Source organism: Alteromonas naphthalenivorans (assembly GCF_000213655.1).
In the GTDB taxonomy this organism is placed as follows: Bacteria; Pseudomonadota; Gammaproteobacteria; order Enterobacterales; family Alteromonadaceae; genus Alteromonas; species Alteromonas naphthalenivorans.
Map to the genome: position 1 here is coordinate 2,128,749 of NC_015554.1, position 20,053 is coordinate 2,148,801.

Sequence of the window (20,053 nt, forward strand, 5' to 3'; positions counted from 1 at the left end):
AACCACGAGTGCTTCCCTTACACACATAAACTTTCGCAACGAAAATCGCTTACTCAAAGCGTACTACACTTTGTACCCAAGAGCCACCAAATACACCTCACGAGACCGTGATCGTGATGAATCGGGCTTACGTGTTTTTATGGTTGTGAACGAGTCACGTAATGCACGTAGAAAGGTATCAAAGCCTTCTCCTTGGAAGACTTTAATCATAAAACCTCCACCTGGTTTCAGTACTTGATGACACATATCCAGCGCCAATTCACACAAGTACATCGAGCCAGCTTGGTCTACCGCTGCATTTCCAGACAAGTTCGGTGCCATATCAGACAACACTATATCTACGGTGTTCCCGCCAATTCTGTTCAATAACGCATTTAAAACAGCTTCATCTCTGAAGTCACCCTGCAAAAAATCAACGCCAACAATAGAATCCATCGGTAAAATATCGCATGCGATAACTTGCCCGTTGTCTCTTACCAGTTCAGAAGCGAGTTGAGACCAGCCTCCTGGCGCAGCCCCAAGGTCCACTACTGTGTTACCTTTGCTGATAAGTTTGTCTTTTTGCTGAATTTCTTCCAATTTGAAGAAGGCACGCGATCGCTTACCCTGCTTCTGCGCTTTTTGCACATAATGGTCGTTAAAATGTTCTGTTAACCAGCGTTTACTGCTGGCAGAGTGCTTCTTTTTTGTCATTCCAATACATTGTCATTAGGATTGTAGAGAAGATGGCGTTAGAATACGTTAATTCAAGCTTAAATTTATAGATTAATTGTAAGAAAATTGACTACATGAAACTTTCAAATAAACAGAAACAATTTTTAAAAGGCCTAGCGCACCCGCTAAAGCCTATCGTACAGCTAGGTTCAAACGGCCTTACTGAAGGTGTTGTTGCGGAAATCGACAACGCATTAAATTTCCATGAACTGATAAAAGTTAAAGTTCCCACTGATGATCGTGAAGAAAAATCGCTCATCATGGATGCGATTGTTCGCGAAACTAAATCAGAAAAGCTACAAGTAATTGGACACACGCTTATTCTTTACCGTCCGAGTGAAGAGCGTAAAATTCAGTTGCCAAAATAAGTCATGCCGTGGTGCCGGTTTTTGCCGGCGCCATAGTTTTCGTACCGTATTCCCGTTAATATTATGTTAACAAACATGATAATGTCGTTGTGGACATAAATTAACAAACAATAATACGGAACCTACGCGGAAACCCTATGATAGAAACCAAGCCTATTCCCGACTCGCTTAAAACTCCCTATTTGCAACAAAAGTCACTTGAAAACCGAACTGCCATAGTTACTGGTGGGTGCTCCGGTCTTGGTCATGCTACTGCCATTGCCCTTCGTGCTGCTGGTGCCAATGTGTGTTTGCTCGATTTAAATGAAGACATGGGTAAGCAACGTGTAGAAGAACTCGGTGCTGAACATACCTTGTTTGTTAAGGTTGACGTAAGAAGCGAAGACGACATTACCCATGCGATAGATAAATGCCTTTCTCGTTTTTCCACGCTTTCTCTGTGCGTAAACTGCGCCGGTATTGCCCCTGCAAAGCGTTTACTGGACCGAGATGGTAATCCAGCCCCCTTAGGTGACTTTCAAAACACGATTGATATTAATTTAGTAGGTAGCTTTAATGTGGCGCGTCTTGTGGCGGCAGCCATGGCGGAACAAGCCGCATTGAATGAGGAAGGCGAGCGAGGCGTTATCATTAATACAGCCTCTGTAGCAGGCTATGAAGGGCAAATAGGACAAACCGCTTACGCAGCAAGCAAAGGCGGCATTATTGCGCTGACCCTACCTATGGCGAGAGATCTTGCCCCGCTAGGCATTCGGGTTAACACTATCGCGCCAGGGGTAATGGGAACACCTATGCTGCTTGCCATGCCAGAAAAAGTACAAGACGCTCTTTCTAGTAACGTTCAATTTCCTAAACGCTTAGGTTTGCCTGAAGAGTTCGGTAAATTGGTGCTGCATATTGCCGAAAATAACTATTTAAATGGTGAGACTATTCGCTTAGACGGCGGCTTAAGAATGCCGCCAAAATAATTGGCTGTATTGCTATAACAACAAAGAGCATCAAATTGATGCTCAAACTCTCTTACGAAAAGACCGAGCGGCCTGAACGGGTGCAGCATTGAGCGACCGGCGAATGAAAGCGCTTATTCGCCGTCGCCACCGTTAACCATGAGTGCAATATTGTATAAACGATTCACTGCATGATAGTTAATGGTGTTTTTGGGGTAACGACCTCGGCTACTTAATGTACCGGCATCTTGCCCCATCAATACGGTCAAGGCATCATCTACCGTTTCTACAGTATGAATGTGGAACAAGCCTTTTTTCACCGCATCAATGACAGTGGCATCTAATACCAAGTTGATTGCATTCGATTTAGGAATGACCACACCTTGTGTACCCGTTAAGCCGCGGTGCTGACATAAGTCGAAGAAGCCTTCAATTTTTTCATTCACCCCACCCACCGCTTGCACTTCGCCATACTGGTTAATGGAGCCTGTAATAGCGAGGGTTTGGACGCATGGAATTTCGGTTAACGCAGAAATTAACGCCACCAACTCACCTAATGACGCACTATCACCATCGATGTGCCCGTACGATTGCTCCAACGCAATATTTGCCGACAAGGTTAGCGGGAAGTGCTGAGCGTATTTATAACCTAAATACCCTGTTAATAGCATCACGCCTTTTGAGTGAATCGGTTGGCCTAGCTCTACTTCACGTTCAATATCAACCACGCCACTTGCGCCAGCAAATACCGTAGAGGTAATGCGCGCAGGCGTACCAAAGGCGGTATCGCCAATATCTAGCACCGTAAGGCCATTCACTTTACCAATGGCTTTGCCATCGGTAGCAATAAGTACATGCCCTTCTTTAATATCATTCAGTAAGGTTTGGCTTACGCGCCCGGTTCTGCGTTTTTTAGCACTAAGTGCGGTGCGCAAATGGTCAAGCTCTAGGGTTTCACTACCTGACTTTACGCAAAAATAATGGGCTTCATTCACCAACTCAATCACTTCAGCAAAATGTGCTGAAAGCTTTTCTTGGTGTTCAGCCATGCGCAATGAATATTCGACTAAACGGCACATAGCATTGGCGGTAATACCGGTTAAGTTAAGCGCTAAAATGTGTTTGCGCACTTTGCCCACAAAATCGAACAAAGCTTGTCGAGTCACCTGAATTTCTAAATCGAAATCGACCAGCACACGAAACAGCTCATCAAATTCATCATCGTAATCTTGCAAGGTGTAATACAAGTCTCGCGACCCTAGCAGCACTATCTTTACGTTCAAATCGATAGGTTGAGGGTTTAGGGTAATCGCATTTACCATACCGACATCTTGCTGTGGTAAATCCATTTTCAAACTACCCGATTTCGCCGCCAGCTTAAGGGTATCCCACACATAGGGCTGTTCTATTAACTGGTCGACATCAAGCAGCAAATAACCGCCATTGGCACGATGTAATGCGCCAGGGCGAATCATTCGGTAATTAGTGTAAACACTGCCATGAATATTAGTGTATTCAATTTTCCCGAACAGGTTTTGATACGTTGGGTTTGGCTCATAGATTACTGGCGCGGAGTCATCTAGACGATTCGCAACCAATACATTAGGCAGAAATTGCTCTTCTAAGAATAAGCGTTTATCGAATTCATCACTTTTTTCGTCTTTTTGCTCTTCAGCCAAAATAAGTAAAATAGCATTCACAAGTGCGGTTTTAAGCTGCTTTAAGTATTTTAAAATGCCTAAATCTGACGCGTATTTGTGCTCTAGTACCTTTAAAAGTGGCTTAATGCCTTGCTCGGCAGTTTGCTTATCTAGCTCACGCAAGCGCTCTGAATTTTCACGCTTCCACGACGGTAAACTTAATAAACTTTCACTTAGTCTATTTTCTAGCTCGTCTATCAAGTTGTAAAAGAATTGGCGCTTTTCGTCGCTAGCCGTTGCAAATTCGGCATCGCTAATGGGTTTACCATCAACAATAGGTGAAAACGTGATAGTGCCCCCGTCTTCATTCATTGCCACTTCATTAGCTTTTGCGAAACGCTCTACCGCATCAATGGCGCTATCGTATTTTTGATCGAACTCGCGAGAAATGCTGGTTCTACGGCGCTGATAACCTGGGTTATCAAATGCCACCGGAAAGGTATCGAGCACGTCATCAATTAAGCTAGTGATGTCTTTTTGAAATGCTTTACCGCCACCTGGCGGAAAACGAAGGGCTACTGGCTCGCGCTCTTCATCAAAGTTATTGATATAACACCAATCATCGGGTGCAGGCAGCACGGCTACTTGGCGTTCAATGTAATCTTTTACCAAGGTAAAGCGACCCGTAGCCGGTTCACCCATCACATAAAGATTATAACCTTTCGCGTTAATGCCAAGACCGAAGGTTAACGCTTCTCGCGCGCGCTCCTGCCCTATAAATGTGGCATTTAGGGCTTCATCGTCTTTTAAGGCAGCATTCACTGCTTTTCGATTAATGGTTGGGGTTAGGTCAACTGGATCTAGGGCCATAGTGGTGCTTTCGCCTGGCATAGTGTTCTATTTATTGTGCTTTAGGGTAAGTGAAACCCTATTTAAGTAGTGTGTCAAACCCTTATGCCGTAAAGCACTGTTTCGGGCCTCTAATCGATGAATTAACGAACAATCGCGGCTATTAATTTTTATGTACGAAACCGCTATCAAGTGAAACCTTTGCCAATACGCTTACTTTTTCAACAAGTAGTCACAAAAAAGTCGTGCTAACCTAGCACTAGCTATTGAGGCTAAGTGTAGCGCTGGGTTATTCTATGCGGCTACATGCAAGTTAAACCTGCAATATTGTGATTCTGTCCAACGACGAGTCACACCCCACAATGAAATTTGGGGGAGCAGGTTTCATGAACGTTTTAACTCTAATAATGCGGAAGCCTAAGTTTCATGGCCGAAAATCAGTACAACCCGAAAGATATAGAACAACGTGTTCAGCAATACTGGGAAGAAAACAACTCATTTCAAGCAAATGATGATGTAGAAAAAGAGAAGTTCTACTGTCTCTCTATGTTCCCTTACCCAAGTGGTCGCTTGCATATGGGTCACGTGCGTAACTACACCATTGGTGATGTTATTAGCCGTTATCAGCGCATGCAGGGTAAAAACGTTCTCCAACCTATGGGTTGGGATGCTTTCGGTCTTCCAGCAGAAAACGCCGCGATTAATAATAATACCGCGCCTGCCAATTGGACCTATTCCAATATTGATTACATGAAAACTCAGCTTCGCTCTTTGGGTTTTGGTTACGACTGGGACCGCGAAGTAACAACCTGTAAGCCAGACTACTACCGCTGGGAACAATGGTTCTTCACTCGTCTTTACGAAAAAGGCTTGGTTTATAAAAAGAACTCAACCGTTAACTGGGATCCGGTAGACCAAACCGTTTTGGCTAACGAACAAGTTATTGACGGTCGCGGTTGGCGCTCTGGCGCATTAGTGGAACAAAAAGAAATTCCACAATGGTTCATTAAAATTACCGACTATGCCGAAGAGTTATTGGCTGACTTAGAACAGCTTGAAGAATGGCCTGATCAAGTGCGCGCCATGCAGGCGAACTGGATTGGTCGCTCTGAAGGGGTAGACATTACCTTTAACTTAGGTAAAAACGGCAGCGACATAAACGATCTAACCGTTTACACCACTCGCCCTGATACATTCTACGGCGTAACCTACGTAGCAGTCGCTGCACAGCATCCATTAGCGGAATTTGCAGCTAAGACGAATGCTGAACTTGCTACCTTTATTGACGAGTGCAAAAACACCAAAGTAGCCGAAGCAGAGTTGGCTACCATGGAGAAAAAAGGCTGTGATACGGGCATTCAAGCAGTACATCCTTTAACGGGTGAATTGTTACCTGTTTGGGTGGCGAACTTTGTATTGATGGATTACGGTTCAGGCGCAGTAATGGCTGTACCAGGTCACGATCAACGTGATTGGGAATTTGCGACCAAATATGGCTTAACCATTAAGCAAGTTATCGCGCCAAATGCAGATGCAAAAGAAGAATGTGATTTAACCGTCTCTGCGTATACCGAAAAAGGCACCTTAATAAATTCTGAAAAATTCGATGGCCTCGCGTTTGACGATGCGTTTAATAACATCGCAACCGCACTGGAAGAAAAAGGCTTTGGTAAACGCAAAGTAAACTACCGTTTACGAGATTGGGGTGTAAGCCGTCAGCGTTACTGGGGTTCACCTATTCCCATGCTTAACTTGGAAAATGGTGAATCGGTTCCTGTCCCAGAAAGCGAATTGCCGGTAGTACTTCCTGAAGATGTGGAAATGAACGGTGTTACATCGCCGATTAAAGCCGATCCTGAATGGGCGAAAACCACCTACAACGGTGAACCTGCACTTCGCGAAACTGACACCTTCGATACCTTTATGGAATCGTCGTGGTACTACGCTCGCTATGCAAGCGCTACAAATCACGATGCAATGCTTGACCCTACTTCATCGAACTACTGGCTGCCTGTCGATCAGTATATCGGTGGTATCGAGCATGCCATCCTGCACTTATTATACTCTCGCTTCTTCCACAAACTATTGCGTGATGAAGGCTTGGTAAATTCTGATGAACCGTTTAAGCGTTTGTTATGTCAAGGCATGGTGCTAGCAGATTCTTACTACCGCGAAGATGATGCTGGCAAGAAAACCTGGTATTCACCCACTGAAGTGTCTACCGAAAAAGACGAGAAAGGCCGTATTGTAAAAGCATGGCTAACCGCCGATGGTGAACCGGTTATTCATGGCGGCATGACTAAAATGTCGAAGTCGAAAAACAACGGTATTGATCCACAAGAAGTTATCGACCTATATGGTGCCGATACGGTGCGTTTATTTACGATGTTCGCTGCGCCTCCAGAGCAAACACTAGAGTGGGTAGATTCGGGCGTAGAAGGTGCTAACCGTTTCTTACGTCGTATTTGGAAGCTGGTAACCGAGCACGTTGAAAAAGGTACGCCTGTTGCCCTTGACGCAAAAGCGCTGAATAAGAACCAACAAGCATTACGCCGCGAAGTGCACAAGACTATTGAAAAAGTGTCTGATGACTTAGGTCGTCGCCAAACGTTCAATACCGCTATCGCTGCTATTATGGAGTTATTGAACCATCTTCAAAAAGCACCACAAGAAGATGCGCAAGATATTGCCATTATGCGTGAAGCTGCAGAGTCATTAGTCTTGCTACTTAACCCTATTACCCCTCACATTTCTCATGAATTGTGGAAAGTATTGGGCCAGACAAGCGATATCGATCATGCCCCTTGGCCTGTCGCCGATAAAGCAGCCTTGGTTGAAGACGAAAAGCTTATTATCGTGCAAGTTAACGGTAAGGTTCGCGCTAAGATGACCGTAGCTGCTGATGCCAGCAAAGACGCCATTGAAGAAGCGGCCAAAGCACAAGATAACGTGCAACCGTTTATTGAAGGTAAAACAATACGTAAAGTTATTGTGGTACCAGGAAAACTTGTCAACATAGTGGCTAACTAATATGCGCCGTTTACTTCGTTACACAGTGGTATTGAGTGCACTTTTTGCACTTGGCGGTTGTGGATTTCATTTAAGAAGTGCCCCTAGCCTTCCTGAAAATGTAAAATCAGTGCTTATCACCAGTGCTCGCGCTCATGCACCTCTTGCAAGAGCGCTTCACAACCGCCTTACTGTGTACGGGTTAAATGGCGTCTACCAACAAGATAGTACGTCGTCTAACGACGGCGTATCTTTGTATTTACTGCCTGAAAAATTAGAGCGCAGACTGCTTTCGGTTTACACTTCGGGTCAAGTTGCTGAATACGAACTGATTTATACCGTGCGTTATCGGGTTCAATTCCCTGACGAGGAAGCCATTATGGCTACCTTCGATGTAATGCGTGATTATCAAGATGATCCCGATCAAGTATTGGCGAAATCAAGAGAACTCGAATTAGTACTCGATGAAATGCGTGCCGAGGCAGCGGACATTATTATCCGTAGGCTTTCAAGCCAAGCCTCTGCTGCTAAGCTGATTAATTAAGCATGCAAGTCTACCCAAACCAATTTTCCAGTGAGATAGGTAAAGGATTAGCATCCTGTTACTTGGTGTTTGGTGATGAGCCTCAGCAGAAGTTTGAGGTGATAGAGCAAATCCGCACCACGGCAAAAGCCAACGGTTTTGATGAGCGCACAGTGCTTGTGGCCGACACTGGCTTTTCATGGAATCAGCTGCTTGAAGCAACCCAAAGCATGTCGTTGTTTTCAAACCAACAGTTTATTGAATTAGAACTTCCTACAGGAAAACCCGGCGCAGAAGGCAGCAAAATGCTGCAAGAAGTGGCTAAAGGGTTAACTCAAGATACTCTTCTTCTAGTGCATGGTCCTAAAATTGGCAAAGACGTACAGCGTGGGAAGTGGTTCAAAGTACTCGATGACATGGGCGTTTCTGTACTCTGCTACCCTTTAGAAGGCAGGCAACTTAGTGCATGGATCAGCAATCAAGTAAAACAACATCAGCTGACTATTAATGCAGCTGGAATGAAAATGATTGCCGATTTTTGCGAAGGTAATTTACTAGCAGCAAAACAAGAAATAGATAAGCTTGCCCTACTTTACCCTCAACAGTCCGTGTCTGAAGCACAGATTGAACGGGCGATGGTAGATCAATCTCGCTACAACGTGTTTCAGTTAGTAGATGTCATGCTAAGCGGCGATGCCAATCGCTGCGTGAAAATGCTTTACCGATTAGAAAGTGAAGGCTTAGAGCCAAATATTATTATTTGGGCCCTGATTCGTGAATGGGAAGTCTTATGGAAATTGAAAAGTGCTACCGCTAATGGTGAAGCCATTCAATGGCAAAAGTTTGGTATTTGGCGCAACAGGCAGGGCTTCTATCAAAGTGCGTTAAATCGCCTTAGCATAGAACAGCTGCTACAAATTCAGGATGCCCTCACCCAAGCTGATTTAGCGTTTAAACAAAACGTTATTTCTCGCCCCTTCGTGAAGCTTTGCCACTTATGCATGATGTTTATGGCGATGGGTATTTTTCACCTTCCTTTGATGGAAGCCTAACATTTTGGCTATTCGCGCCATTTTAGGGGGGACGTTTAACCCGCCCCATTTAGGTCATGTATCACCTGCGCTCCATTTATTGTCTGCGCTGAATATCGACGCCCTCGGTTTAATGCCTTGTAAATTACCGCCGCACAAATCAGTGGCCGTTAGCGAAGAACACCGGGTCAACATGGTGAAGCTGTGTTGTGAGCAAGATAAACGCTTGTACCCCGAGCTAATCGAACTCTCGTTACCTTCACCTTCTTACACGGTAAAAACCCTTCGGGCATTAAAAGAAAGAGACAATAAGACAATCTGTTTTTTCATTGGCGCCGATTCCCTGTATAATCTTAAGTCTTGGTTTGAGTGGGAGCGTTTGCTTGATTTCTGTCACCTAGTGGTAATGCGTCGCGACAGCGATACATTTACACCACCTGATGACTTGGTTGAGTGGTTAAAAGCCAACAAAACAGAGGACGTTCTGCAACTACATGCTCAGCCTAATGGCTTAGTATTTCTTGCGGATACCCCATTACACCCTGTTTCATCAACGCAATTGCGCAGCGCCGTTCAAACGGATGCATCATCGACATTGCAAGAAACATATATGAACGAAACAGCATTGCATGACGCAAAGTTTCAAGCCACGACATTAATAGCAAAGTGGCTGCCTCAGGCAGTCTCAGACTATATTTATACACATCGGTTATACCAAGAATTATCAAATAAGTGAGGAAACACTTGGAGAGTCAACAACTCAAGCAGTTCGTAAAAGATAAAGTAGACGACATGAAAGGCCGCGATATTATAGAACTGGATGTTCGTGGCAAATCAACCATTACCGACACCATGATTATTTGCTCTGGTAACTCTAAGCGCCATGTTGTTGCTATTGCTGAGAATGTAATAGTAGAAGCTAAAAGCGCAGACGAAGCACCAACAAGCGTGGAAGGCAAAGAAACTGGCGAATGGGTATTAGTAGATTTTGGCGACGTTATTTTGCACGTAATGCAAGACGAAACCCGCGATTTCTATCAGTTAGAGAAGCTGTGGTCATAACAAAGCCAACCGCAGACTTATAAAAAGGGCTGCGGTTAACTTTGTTGGTAGTTTGATGTTCTAAAGGATTTACCCACTGTGCGTATACAAATTGTCGCCGTAGGTACAAAAATGCCCGCCTGGGTCACCACTGGGGTAGATGAATTCCTTCGCCGTTTCCCCGCCGATTTACCGGTGAGTTTCACCGAAATTCCCGCTGGTAAACGCGGCAAAAATGCTGATATTAAACGCATTTTAGAAAAAGAAGGCGAACAAATGCTCGCCGCTATTCCTAAAGGTAACCGCGTAGTGACATTAGAAGTCACTGGTAAGCCTTGGGACACCCCCACATTAGCTAAACAGTTAGATAATTGGAAAATGGATGGCCGTGATGTCAGTCTTTTGATTGGCGGACCTGAAGGTTTAGCACCTGAATGTATTGCCGTGTCTGAACAAAAATGGTCACTGTCTGCACTTACGCTTCCTCATCCGCTTGTAAGAATTATTCTTTCTGAAAGTCTATACCGCGCTTGGTCTGTTACTCAGAACCACCCGTATCATCGCGAGTGAGAGAATAGCCTTTTATGCATCGCAAGCGCCAAGCAATTCGAGACCACTCGGCTGAAGCAAACTTATTTGCCAGACGTGCGTCTATCGCCTTTATTATTGTTGTTATGATGCTAGGCGTGGTGCTGAATAACCTTTATTCCCTGCAAGTTGAACAACACGACGTTTACCAAACTCGCTCAAACGGGAATCGCATTAAGGTATTACCTGTTGCGCCAAACCGTGGGTTAATTTATGACAGAAACGGCATATTGCTTGCGGAAAACCGCCCTGTATTTAGCTTAGAGATCACACCTGAGCAAACTAACGATTTAGACGCCACCTTAGATGGCTTAACCCAATTGATGGGCATTACCCCAGAAGAACGTGAAAGCTTTAATGGCAGCTTAAAAGGCCAACGACGTTTTAAACCTATTGCCCTGCGGACTAAATTATCCGAAGAGGATGTTGCATTATTTTCTGCCAGCAAACATTTGTACCCCGGGGTACAAATTGAAGCGCGACTAGCTCGTCATTACCCTTATAAAGAAGCCCTTACCCATGTATTAGGTTATGTGGCGCGTATTAATAAGAAAGACCTCCAAAAGCTGGTAGAAGCAGGGCAAGAAGATGACTATGCTGCCACCCACGACATCGGCAAATTGGGGGTAGAGAAATACCACGAAGAGCTATTGCACGGTTCAGTGGGTTACCAACAAGTGGAAGTGAATAACCAGGGCCGGATAATTCGTGTGTTAAACGTCGACCCACCCGTGCCCGGTAAAGACATTGTATTAAACATCGACCTTTCGCTACAAATTGCCACCCAGCAAGCACTGGAAGGTCAGCGCGGCGCGGTGATCGTGAGTGATGTAAAAACGGGAGGGGTATTGGCGTTATTTTCAAACCCCAGTTACGACCCGAACTTGTTTGTTCACGGTATCAGCAGAAAGAATTACTCTGCCCTGTTAAATTCCCCCGATCGCCCCCTAATAAACCGCGCCACTCAAGGCCAGTATCCACCTGCATCTACCATTAAACCTCACCTTGGCTTAATTGGACTTGAAGAGGGGATAGTCACCGAAGAGTATACGATTCAAGATAATGGTCGCTATCAGTTACCCAACGTATCGCATACATGGCGGGACTGGCGAAAGTGGGGCCACGGCGAGGTAGATATCGCAAAAGCAATAGAAGTCTCCTGCGACATTTATTACTACGATTTAGCTTATAAGTTGGGGATAGATAAAATCAGTGAAGCCATGTACGAATTTGGATTTGGTGATTTTACCGGTATCGATTTATACGAAGAATCTGATGCGAATATGCCTAGCAGAGGCTGGAAGCGTGCACGATTCAACCAGCCTTGGTATATCGGTGACACCATTCCTGTCGGTATTGGTCAAGGATTCTGGTCTACCACCCCTATTCAGTTATCGCAATCAGTGAACACATTGGTTAATCGTGGCGAACGTATAATTCCGCAAATTATTCGCGGGTTTATGCATGAAGATAGCTCGGTAGAAATTATTCCACTTAAAACCCTTCGACCTATCGAGATTAAAAACCAGCATAATGTCGATATTGTACTGAATGCGATGCACGACGTAGTGCATGGTAAAGAAGGTGGTGCTCGCCATACGTTTGCTGACGCCTCCTATCAGTCTGCGGGCAAAACCGGTACTGCACAGCTATTTTCCGTGGGGCAAGATGAAAAATACGATGCTGAAAAAATAGATGAGCGTTTGCGAGACAATGCCATGTATGTAGGCTTTGCCCCCTTTGAAAACCCAGAAATTTCAGTAACCGTCGTGCTTGAGAACGCCGGTGGCGGTAGTAAAAATGCCGCTCCTGTGGCCAAGAAAATCATGGATTTCTATTTTCGTGATCGGGTTTTCGACACCGAAATTAGCAAGGTTGACGAATAATGAAAAAGAACACGCTCAACCCAAATAAGACCAGTTTTTTACAGCGTATTCATATTGATGGTTGGCTGTTTTTAAGCCTGTTAGTACTTATGTCAGTGGGTTTGGTAACGCTGTATTCTGCATCAGGACAGGACAGCGGCCAAGTAGAACGCCAAATTACGCGCTTGGCACTGAGTGTGGCAGTTATGTTTGGCATTGCGCAAATTCCCCCCGGCGCATTTCGCCGCCTGTCGACATACGCCTATATCGCGGGGCTGCTAATGCTTATCGCGGTATTGTTATTTGGCGACATGGGTAAAGGCGCTCAGCGCTGGCTCGACTTAAAGTTTATTCGCTTTCAACCGTCAGAGTTAATGAAGCTCGCGGTGCCTATGATGGTCGCCTGGTATATTAGCAAGTTCACGCTACCTCCTCGCACCATGAATATTGTGGTTGGCTTTCTAATGGTGGCTATCCCAACGGTACTTATTGCTAAACAACCCGATTTAGGGACATCGCTGCTTATTGCCAGCTCCGGCATCTTCGCGATATTCCTCGCCGGTATGAGTTGGCGGCTTATCGGGTTTGTTGCGCTGTTGCTCGGTGGTTTCGCGCCCATTATGTGGTTCTTTTTAATGGCGGAGTATCAAAAGCAACGCGTATTGACCTTTTTAAACCCAGAGAGCGATCCACTCGGTTCGGGTTACCATATTATTCAGTCGAAAATAGCGATAGGTTCAGGTGGTGTAGATGGAAAAGGCTGGTTGCAGGGCACCCAATCACAATTAGAATTTTTACCCGAGCGACATACCGACTTTATTTTCTCGGTTTTCAGTGAAGAATTTGGCCTTACAGGGGTTATTGTTTTACTGATTATTTACCTTTGCGTTATTTTACGTGGGCTTATTATTGCGAGTAGAGCTCAAGACGCCTACTCTAAATTACTGGCAGGCAGTATTACCTTAACCTTCTTCGTTTATGTGTTTGTAAACATGGGGATGGTATCTGGGTTACTTCCTGTAGTAGGAGTGCCACTACCTTTAGTCAGTTATGGCGGCACTTCCATGGTGACATTAATGGCAGGCTTTGGCATGCTAATGTCTATTGCCACTCAAAAACGATTAATGTCTCGATAACATGCGCACACTACTGTTAATACTGCTTGCTTCATTTATACTCGCCGCGTGTAAGTCAGCGCCTAGTGGACGCTATACTCAGCATCAAGATACTGCCCCGAATCATGTAGCGAAAGTGCCTGAAACTTTGGATGCAGTTCCTAAGTATGAAGCATATAGAATGTTTAACAGCCGCCCTTATAAGGTGCTAGGCAAACATTATACACCGCTGACATCAGGTAAAGGGTTTGAAGAAGTAGGTTACGCCAGTTGGTATGGTCAGAAGTTTCATGGCCATTTAACGTCAAACGGTGAAACCTACAATATGTTTGCTATGTCGGCTGCCCACAAAACCTTACCGCTTCCTTCTTACGTGCGCGTGACTAATTTAGACAACGACAAACAAGCGATTGTGCGAGTGAATGATCGTGGCCCTTTTCACGATAACCGTATCATCGATTTGTCGTACGCTGCGGCGGTAAAGTTGGGTTATCACAACAAAGGTACGGCAAAGGTAAAAATTGAAGTCATTCACTTCGACCCCGAAAACAATGTAACGGTTGGTATTAACCCGACCGTTAGTTACGACGAATACATTGGTATTGCTCCCCTTCCCTCAGCACTAGCATCAACATCACCAGTGACACCATCATCTGAGGTCGCCGCGAGTACTTCAGCGCAAAGCGATAATCTTCAGCAAACGTCAATCTCTCTGGACGGTTATTTTATTCAGGTGGCAGCACTATCAAATCAGAAGAAAGCTGAGTCTATTTCAAATGTACTTTCTGCACTTTATCAGGTGCCAACACACATGCCAGTAGTAGGCAATGTGTACAAACTTCAACTTGGTCCGATTGAAGATGAAGCGCTTGCTCATGAATTGTTAGAGCAGTTAAAACAAAACGGCTACCCCCAAGCTTACAAGATAAAACAAACCCTCTAACGACTCGTTTAAAAAACCGCCACAACTATGGCGACAATGTGGCGAAACACGTTTCAAATCTGTCATTTATGGCGCTTTTTCGTTGTTTCGTAGCCTAATCTCTATTAACAGCTAAACTTTTTGGTTTAACCCTAGTCGAACTATGCGCCTTACGTTAGAATTCTAAACTAAGTAGTAGTATAAACTGTGTAGCGTGCCTGCTGTTCAGTTTTAAACGGATAATAAACGGTCAAAGAAAATAAAATCATGCTCAGAATAATTCAACGCGCTAAACCGTCCTTTCTCTCCTTCGCTTTTATGCTTTTCAGTGCACTAGTACTGTCAGCGAATGCAGCAGTGGTTACTCCACCAGCTCCATCGGTAGCGGCGGAAGGCTTTCTTTTAACCGACTTTGAAACCGGACACGTAATCGCGTCGAAAAACGCAGACATGCAATTGGCACCCGCCAGCTTGACTAAAATCATGACCATTTATGTGATTGGAAAAGAATTGCAAGCCGGTAACATTAGCCTTTCAGACGAAGTGACCATTTCTGAAAATGCGTGGGCTAAAAAATTCCCAGATTCATCAAAGATGTTTATCGAAGTGGGAACGCAAGTATCGGTAAGCGATTTATTACGCGGTATTGTAGTGCAATCAGGTAACGATGCGTGTGTTGCCATGGCAGAGCACGTTGCCGGTTCACAGGCGGCGTTTGCCAGCATGATGAATGCGCATGCACAAGCTATTGGTATGACATCGTCTAACTTTGTTAATGCCCACGGCCTGCACGACCCAGATCACTACACTACCCCTCGTGATATGGCTGTGCTGTCTCGTGCGCTTATTGCTGAAACTCCTGAAATGTACAAAATTTACAGCGAAAAAGAATTTACATTTAATGGCATCAAGCAATATAACCGTAACAGCCTATTATGGGACAAAAGCTTAAACGTTGATGGCATTAAAACTGGCCATACGTCAGACGCGGGTTACAGCCTTATTACTTCTGCCTCACAAGGCGACATGCGCTTAATCTCTGTAGTTATGGGTACAGATAGTGAAAGAGCCCGTAAGGTTGAAAACAAGAAGCTACTTAAATATGGTTTTCGCTTTTATGAAACGCTAACGCCTTACCACGCTGGCGATAGTTTTGTAGCACACCGCATTTATATGGGCGATAGAGAAACCGTAGACCTTGGAATTAACCAATCTACCCCCATTACCATTCCACGCGGCCAGGCGGCTAACTTGGAAGCCAATTTTGAACTAGATAAAAAACTAGAAGCGCCACTGGCTAAAGGCCAAGTTGTCGGCACACTTTTCCTTCAACTCGAAGGCGAAGATGTAGCCAGCTACCCCCTTGTCACTTTGCAAGAAGTGAAAGAAGGCAGCATGTTTAACCGCATTAAAGATTACATTATGCTGCAACTGGGCTTCGACGAAGCGTAACATTACGCCTCGCTACACTAGTTCAAGGGCGGCCTGATTGGTATAATCGGGCCGTTTTTGTATTTAATGACTGTATAAAAAGGATATCGCATGGATACCCGTTTCGATGAACTTCTAGATTTTCCGACAAATCAAACATTTAAAGTAATGGGCATCGCCCATGACGATTTACCTAATCACGTAATTGAGTGCTTACAGCAGCACGCGCCAGGTGATTATTCACCCGCAGTGAAGCCAAGCAGCAAAGGTAATTACCATTCTGTATCGGTAAGTGTACGAGTGACCAGCAAAGAGCACATGGAAACTATTTACACTGAACTTGCTAAGTTAGAACTTGTAAGAGTCGTACTATAAGTGAGCACCCTAACCGACTCTGTCATTATTCGGCAACTTGGCAGACAAAGCTACGAGCCCATATGGGCTGCCATGAAAGCGTTCACGGATGAACGTGATGATACGACTGAAGATGAAATTTGGCTGGTTGAGCACGACCCTGTATTCACACAAGGTCAAGCAGGCAAAGCTGAACACATTTTGATGCCCGGTGACATTCCCGTGGTGCAAGCCGACAGAGGCGGTCAGGTAACCTATCACGGCCCAGGCCAACAGGTTATCTATCTTCTTATTAATATTCGAAGACGCAAGCTAGGTGTACGTCACTTAGTGACTGCGATGGAAGATGCTGTGGTAGGCTTAATGGCCAAATACGGTGTTACCGCCTACCCTAAACCCGATGCACCAGGGGTTTATGTAGATGAGAAAAAAATTTGCTCACTAGGGTTAAGAATTCGTCACGGTTGCTCATTTCATGGATTGGCATTAAATGTTAGTATGGATTTGTCACCGTTTCAGCGCATTAACCCATGCGGTTATGCAGGTATGGAAATGATTGATACCGCCAGTCTGAATGGCCCAGATTCGATAAGTGTTGCCGGTGAAGTTCTCACCGACTTACTACTTGAAGCGCTTTCCATTACGGAAAAACGACATAAAGAAGGTTTTGATGAGTAACGCACGACCTGTAGCTGGAGTTAAACTCCGCGACGACGAAAAAGTAAAACACATTCCTGTCACCATTATTCCTACTGAAAAGGAAGAAATGCTGCGCAAGCCTTCGTGGATCAAAATTAAGCTGCCACGCAGCACCGATAAAATTGACCATATTAAGAAGACCTTAAGAAAGAATAAACTGCATTCTGTGTGCGAAGAAGCCAGCTGCCCTAACTTAGCTGAGTGCTTCAACCATGGTACGGCAACCTTTATGATTTTGGGTGACATTTGCACCCGTCGTTGTCCGTTCTGTGATGTTGCCCACGGTAAACCACTACCGCCAAGTGCAGAAGAACCAGAAAAGCTAGCGAAAACCATTGCTGAAATGAATCTTCGTTACGTGGTAATTACCTCGGTAGACCGCGATGACTTGCGTGACGGTGGTGCACAGCATTTCGTTGATTGTATCAACGCGATTCGCGAGCACAGCCCGACGACCACAATTGAAGTGCTAGTACCGGACTTCCGTGGCCGTATGGATCGCGCATTAGAAATTTTCAAAAATGGTGTTCCTGATGTGTTCAATCACAACTTGGAAACTATTCCGCGCTTATACCGCGAGTGTCGCCCTGGTGCTAACTATCAGTGGTCACTAGACTTGCTCAAGAAATTTAAAGCGCAGCATCCAGATGTTAAGACCAAGTCTGGCTTAATGATGGGTATGGGCGAAGAAAATGTGGAAATTGAAGGCGTACTTCGCGATTTACGTGCTCACGATGTGGACATGTTAACACTTGGCCAATATTTACAGCCAAGTCGCCATCACTTCCCTGTTAAGCGTTATGTTCACCCTGATGAATTTGATGCGCTAGGCGCTTACGCCAAAGACATTGGCTTTACTCATGCAGCTAGTGGCCCAATGGTTCGCTCTAGTTACCATGCCGACCAACAGGCAGCGGGTAAAGAAGTAAAATAAATATAAAAAAAGCGGCTTTTCACAGCCGCTTTTTTATTTGCCTTTCTTTTCGCTAAGCTAAGCTATCAACTTACTCGCCTTAGCTTTTAGAATTTAGATTTTAGATTTTACTTCGTCTATCCACATCGACATCTTGTCACTCAAGATAGGCATTGGCATTGCCCCATCGGTCAGTATATTGCTGTGGAACGCTTTAATATCGAAGTCGTCACCTAAGGCTTCTGTGGCTTGATTACGTAAATGTCTGATATGACGTTCTCCCACTTTATACGCTAACGCTTGACCAGGAATAGAAATATAACGTTCTACTTCTGCCACCGCATCAGACTCAGCCATTGATGAGTTATCAAGCATATACGCAATGGCCTTTTCGCGGCTCCACCCCTTAGCATGCAGCCCTGTATCAACCACCAGGCGCATAGCACGAAGCTGTTCGTCGTTTAGTCGTCCGTACCACATGTAGGGGTCGGTAAACATGCCAAGCTCTTTTCCTAAGCTTTCCGCATACAAGGCCCAGCCTTCACTGAACACGGTATAGCCGTTGAATTTTCTAAACAAAGGTAAACCTTCCACTTCTTGCTGAATAGCTATTTGGAAGTGATGACCAGGCGCCGCTTCGTGAATACTAAGGGTTTCCAAACTAAACTTTGGCTGCGCTTTTAAATCACGAGTGTTGATATAGAAAATGCCGGGTCTACTGCCATCAGGGGCAGGAGACATGTAGCTAGCTGCTGCCGATGACGCTTCACGATAAGGTTCTACCGCTTTTACAATATAATCAGCTTTCGGAAATACGCTGAAAAGCTTGGGCAAACGGGCGTCTATATCCTTTTTCACGTCGGTGTACGCTTTAATTAAGGCTTCATCAGACTCGAAGTAGAATTTATCGTCAGTACGAAGATGGTCGAAGAACGCCGCTAGGTTTCCTTCAAAGCCCACGATTTCTTTGACCGCTTTCATTTCACCTAATATGCGCGACACTTCAGATAACCCAAACTCATGCACTTCATCGGCACTCAGCGCTAAGGTGGTATTGTCTTTAATTTTGTACTCGTACCACGCCTTTCCGTTCGGTAAATCTGAGTAACCTACGGTAGCGCGAGTGTGGGGCAAGTATTCTTCTACTACGAAGTCGTGCAATTTTTGATACGAAGGTACAATCATTTCAGTGATCATTCCTTCATAGGCTGCGGCTAAACGCGCTTTTTCATCGTCGCTAATGTTTTCATTTGTTTCAAGCTGTTTTACTGGACCGTAAAACACACTCTCAGAGGCCTTTTTAACAACGTGAGCACTTAACTGCGGCACCATTTTTTCGGTGATAGCAGTCGGTAAAACCACGCCTTCCTCAATGCCTTTTTTCATATACTGGATTACGCTATCGATAAACGCTACGTAGCCTTTAGTACGTGAAGTAAAGTTTTCGTAGTCTTTTACCGTAACAAACGGCTGGGCAGATTGACCCGAGCCCAGCATGGGGAAAAAAGTATGCACACCATACATTTGATTAATTGGCATGTACTGGCTACCAAACTCGTATCCCGCAATGCGGTGTTCTCTGTCGTTTTTGAAAATATGGTAGCTGATCCAGTCTTGCCCAGAAAGTTTAGACGCATCAATAGCATTAATGGCTGCTAAATACGTTTGCTCGTGCGCCTTTGATTTTGCGATAGACGCCTCGCTTAACGGCTCGTTAAACTTATCGTTATAATCGCTCACGCCATAAAATGTCGCCATTACTGGGTTTTGTTCCAACGACTCGTTGAAATATTTAAGCGTTAAGGCGGCTAATTTTTCTGCCTCGGTTTTATTTGCATCCACTTCCATGATGTCTTTAGTTTCACTAACCGCAGACTGCAGTTGTGTAGAAACCGCTGTATTGTCATTGTCTTGCTGATGCCCTAATGCGGATGCAGCCATTAAGCCGCTCACTATGGCAGCACTAAGTAAACTTATCTTCATTGTTTTCATTATAAAAATAACCTGTCGTATATTTATTATTGATTTACGGCCTAATATTGCC

General features: G+C 44.8%; 18 protein-coding genes. 15 read left to right on the forward strand and 3 right to left on the reverse strand.

Translation table 11 applies throughout. The features are described 5' to 3' along the window. Positions 1-63: 63 nt before the first annotated feature. Positions 64-693 carry a 23S rRNA (uridine(2552)-2'-O)-methyltransferase RlmE gene (gene rlmE / locus AMBT_RS09285; protein WP_013784360.1) on the reverse strand — a complete coding sequence of 210 codons (630 nt, stop codon included), beginning with the start codon at positions 691-693 and terminating at the stop codon, positions 64-66. A gap of 95 nt (positions 694-788) precedes the next feature. Here rlmE and yhbY point away from each other — a divergent pair, with 95 nt between their 5' ends. Then, entirely contained in the window at positions 789-1,082 is a 294-nt protein-coding gene (yhbY, locus tag AMBT_RS09290; protein WP_013784361.1) for a ribosome assembly RNA-binding protein YhbY, read from the forward strand. Positions 1,083-1,219: 137 nt separating this feature from the next. Further along, entirely contained in the window at positions 1,220-2,050 is an 831-nt protein-coding gene (locus AMBT_RS09295; RefSeq protein ID WP_013784362.1) for an SDR family NAD(P)-dependent oxidoreductase, read from the forward strand. Positions 2,051-2,163: 113 nt separating this feature from the next. On the opposite strand, the gene AMBT_RS09300 is transcribed toward AMBT_RS09295, so the two are convergent. Then, positions 2,164-4,539, reverse strand: coding sequence for a Lon protease family protein (locus AMBT_RS09300; RefSeq protein WP_232363210.1), 2,376 nt, complete (start codon positions 4,537-4,539; stop codon positions 2,164-2,166). Positions 4,540-4,944: 405 nt separating this feature from the next. Here AMBT_RS09300 and leuS point away from each other — a divergent pair, with 405 nt between their 5' ends. The 13 genes from leuS to lipA all read left to right on the forward strand — a co-directional run bounded on the left by leuS (position 4,945) and on the right by lipA (position 18,030). After that, entirely contained in the window at positions 4,945-7,548 is a 2,604-nt protein-coding gene (gene leuS, locus AMBT_RS09305; protein ID WP_013784364.1) for a leucine--tRNA ligase, read from the forward strand. 1 nt (position 7,549) lies between these two features. Continuing rightward, entirely contained in the window at positions 7,550-8,071 is a 522-nt protein-coding gene (locus AMBT_RS09310; RefSeq protein WP_013784365.1) for an LPS-assembly lipoprotein LptE, read from the forward strand. A 2-nt stretch (positions 8,072-8,073) separates the two neighbouring features. Further along, the gene (gene holA, locus AMBT_RS09315) at positions 8,074-9,102 is read left to right on the forward strand and encodes a DNA polymerase III subunit delta (protein WP_041452538.1); all 1,029 of its coding nucleotides are present in this window, start codon (positions 8,074-8,076) and stop codon (positions 9,100-9,102) included. A gap of 4 nt (positions 9,103-9,106) precedes the next feature. Further along, positions 9,107-9,817: a nicotinate (nicotinamide) nucleotide adenylyltransferase gene (gene nadD, locus AMBT_RS09320; protein WP_013784367.1), complete on the forward strand. Its 711-nt coding sequence runs from the start codon at positions 9,107-9,109 to the stop codon at positions 9,815-9,817. Positions 9,818-9,825: 8 nt separating this feature from the next. Then, a complete protein-coding gene (gene rsfS / locus AMBT_RS09325; RefSeq protein WP_013784368.1) occupies positions 9,826-10,143 on the forward strand; it encodes a ribosome silencing factor in 318 nt (105 codons plus the stop codon). A 78-nt stretch (positions 10,144-10,221) separates the two neighbouring features. After that, positions 10,222-10,692 carry a 23S rRNA (pseudouridine(1915)-N(3))-methyltransferase RlmH gene (gene rlmH / locus AMBT_RS09330; protein ID WP_013784369.1) on the forward strand — a complete coding sequence of 157 codons (471 nt, stop codon included), beginning with the start codon at positions 10,222-10,224 and terminating at the stop codon, positions 10,690-10,692. A gap of 14 nt (positions 10,693-10,706) precedes the next feature. Then, entirely contained in the window at positions 10,707-12,596 is a 1,890-nt protein-coding gene (mrdA, locus tag AMBT_RS09335; protein WP_013784370.1) for a penicillin-binding protein 2, read from the forward strand. Continuing rightward, positions 12,596-13,711, forward strand: a complete 1,116-nt coding sequence (rodA, locus tag AMBT_RS09340) for a rod shape-determining protein RodA (RefSeq protein WP_013784371.1) — start codon at positions 12,596-12,598, stop codon at positions 13,709-13,711. Before mrdA ends, rodA begins: the two co-directional genes overlap by 1 nt. 1 nt (position 13,712) lies before the next feature. Next, entirely contained in the window at positions 13,713-14,633 is a 921-nt protein-coding gene (locus AMBT_RS09345) for a septal ring lytic transglycosylase RlpA family protein (protein ID WP_013784372.1), read from the forward strand. Between the two features lie 246 nt (positions 14,634-14,879). Then, positions 14,880-16,064: a D-alanyl-D-alanine carboxypeptidase family protein gene (locus tag AMBT_RS09350; protein WP_013784373.1), complete on the forward strand. Its 1,185-nt coding sequence runs from the start codon at positions 14,880-14,882 to the stop codon at positions 16,062-16,064. Positions 16,065-16,154: 90 nt separating this feature from the next. Next, positions 16,155-16,418, forward strand: coding sequence for a DUF493 family protein YbeD (gene ybeD, locus AMBT_RS09355; RefSeq protein WP_013784374.1), 264 nt, complete (start codon positions 16,155-16,157; stop codon positions 16,416-16,418). A gap of 72 nt (positions 16,419-16,490) precedes the next feature. Beyond that, positions 16,491-17,075 (forward strand): lipoyl(octanoyl) transferase LipB, encoded by a 585-nt coding sequence (gene lipB, locus AMBT_RS09360; protein ID WP_232363227.1) that lies wholly within the window; start codon positions 16,491-16,493, stop codon positions 17,073-17,075. Further along, positions 17,068-18,030: a lipoyl synthase gene (gene lipA, locus AMBT_RS09365; protein ID WP_013784376.1), complete on the forward strand. Its 963-nt coding sequence runs from the start codon at positions 17,068-17,070 to the stop codon at positions 18,028-18,030. The genes lipB and lipA overlap by 8 nt, the downstream gene beginning before the upstream one ends. A gap of 93 nt (positions 18,031-18,123) precedes the next feature. Here the strand turns inward: lipA and AMBT_RS09370 are convergent, their stop codons facing one another. After that, positions 18,124-20,001 (reverse strand): DUF885 domain-containing protein, encoded by a 1,878-nt coding sequence (locus AMBT_RS09370; protein WP_013784377.1) that lies wholly within the window; start codon positions 19,999-20,001, stop codon positions 18,124-18,126. Between the last annotated feature and the right edge of the window lie 52 nt (positions 20,002-20,053).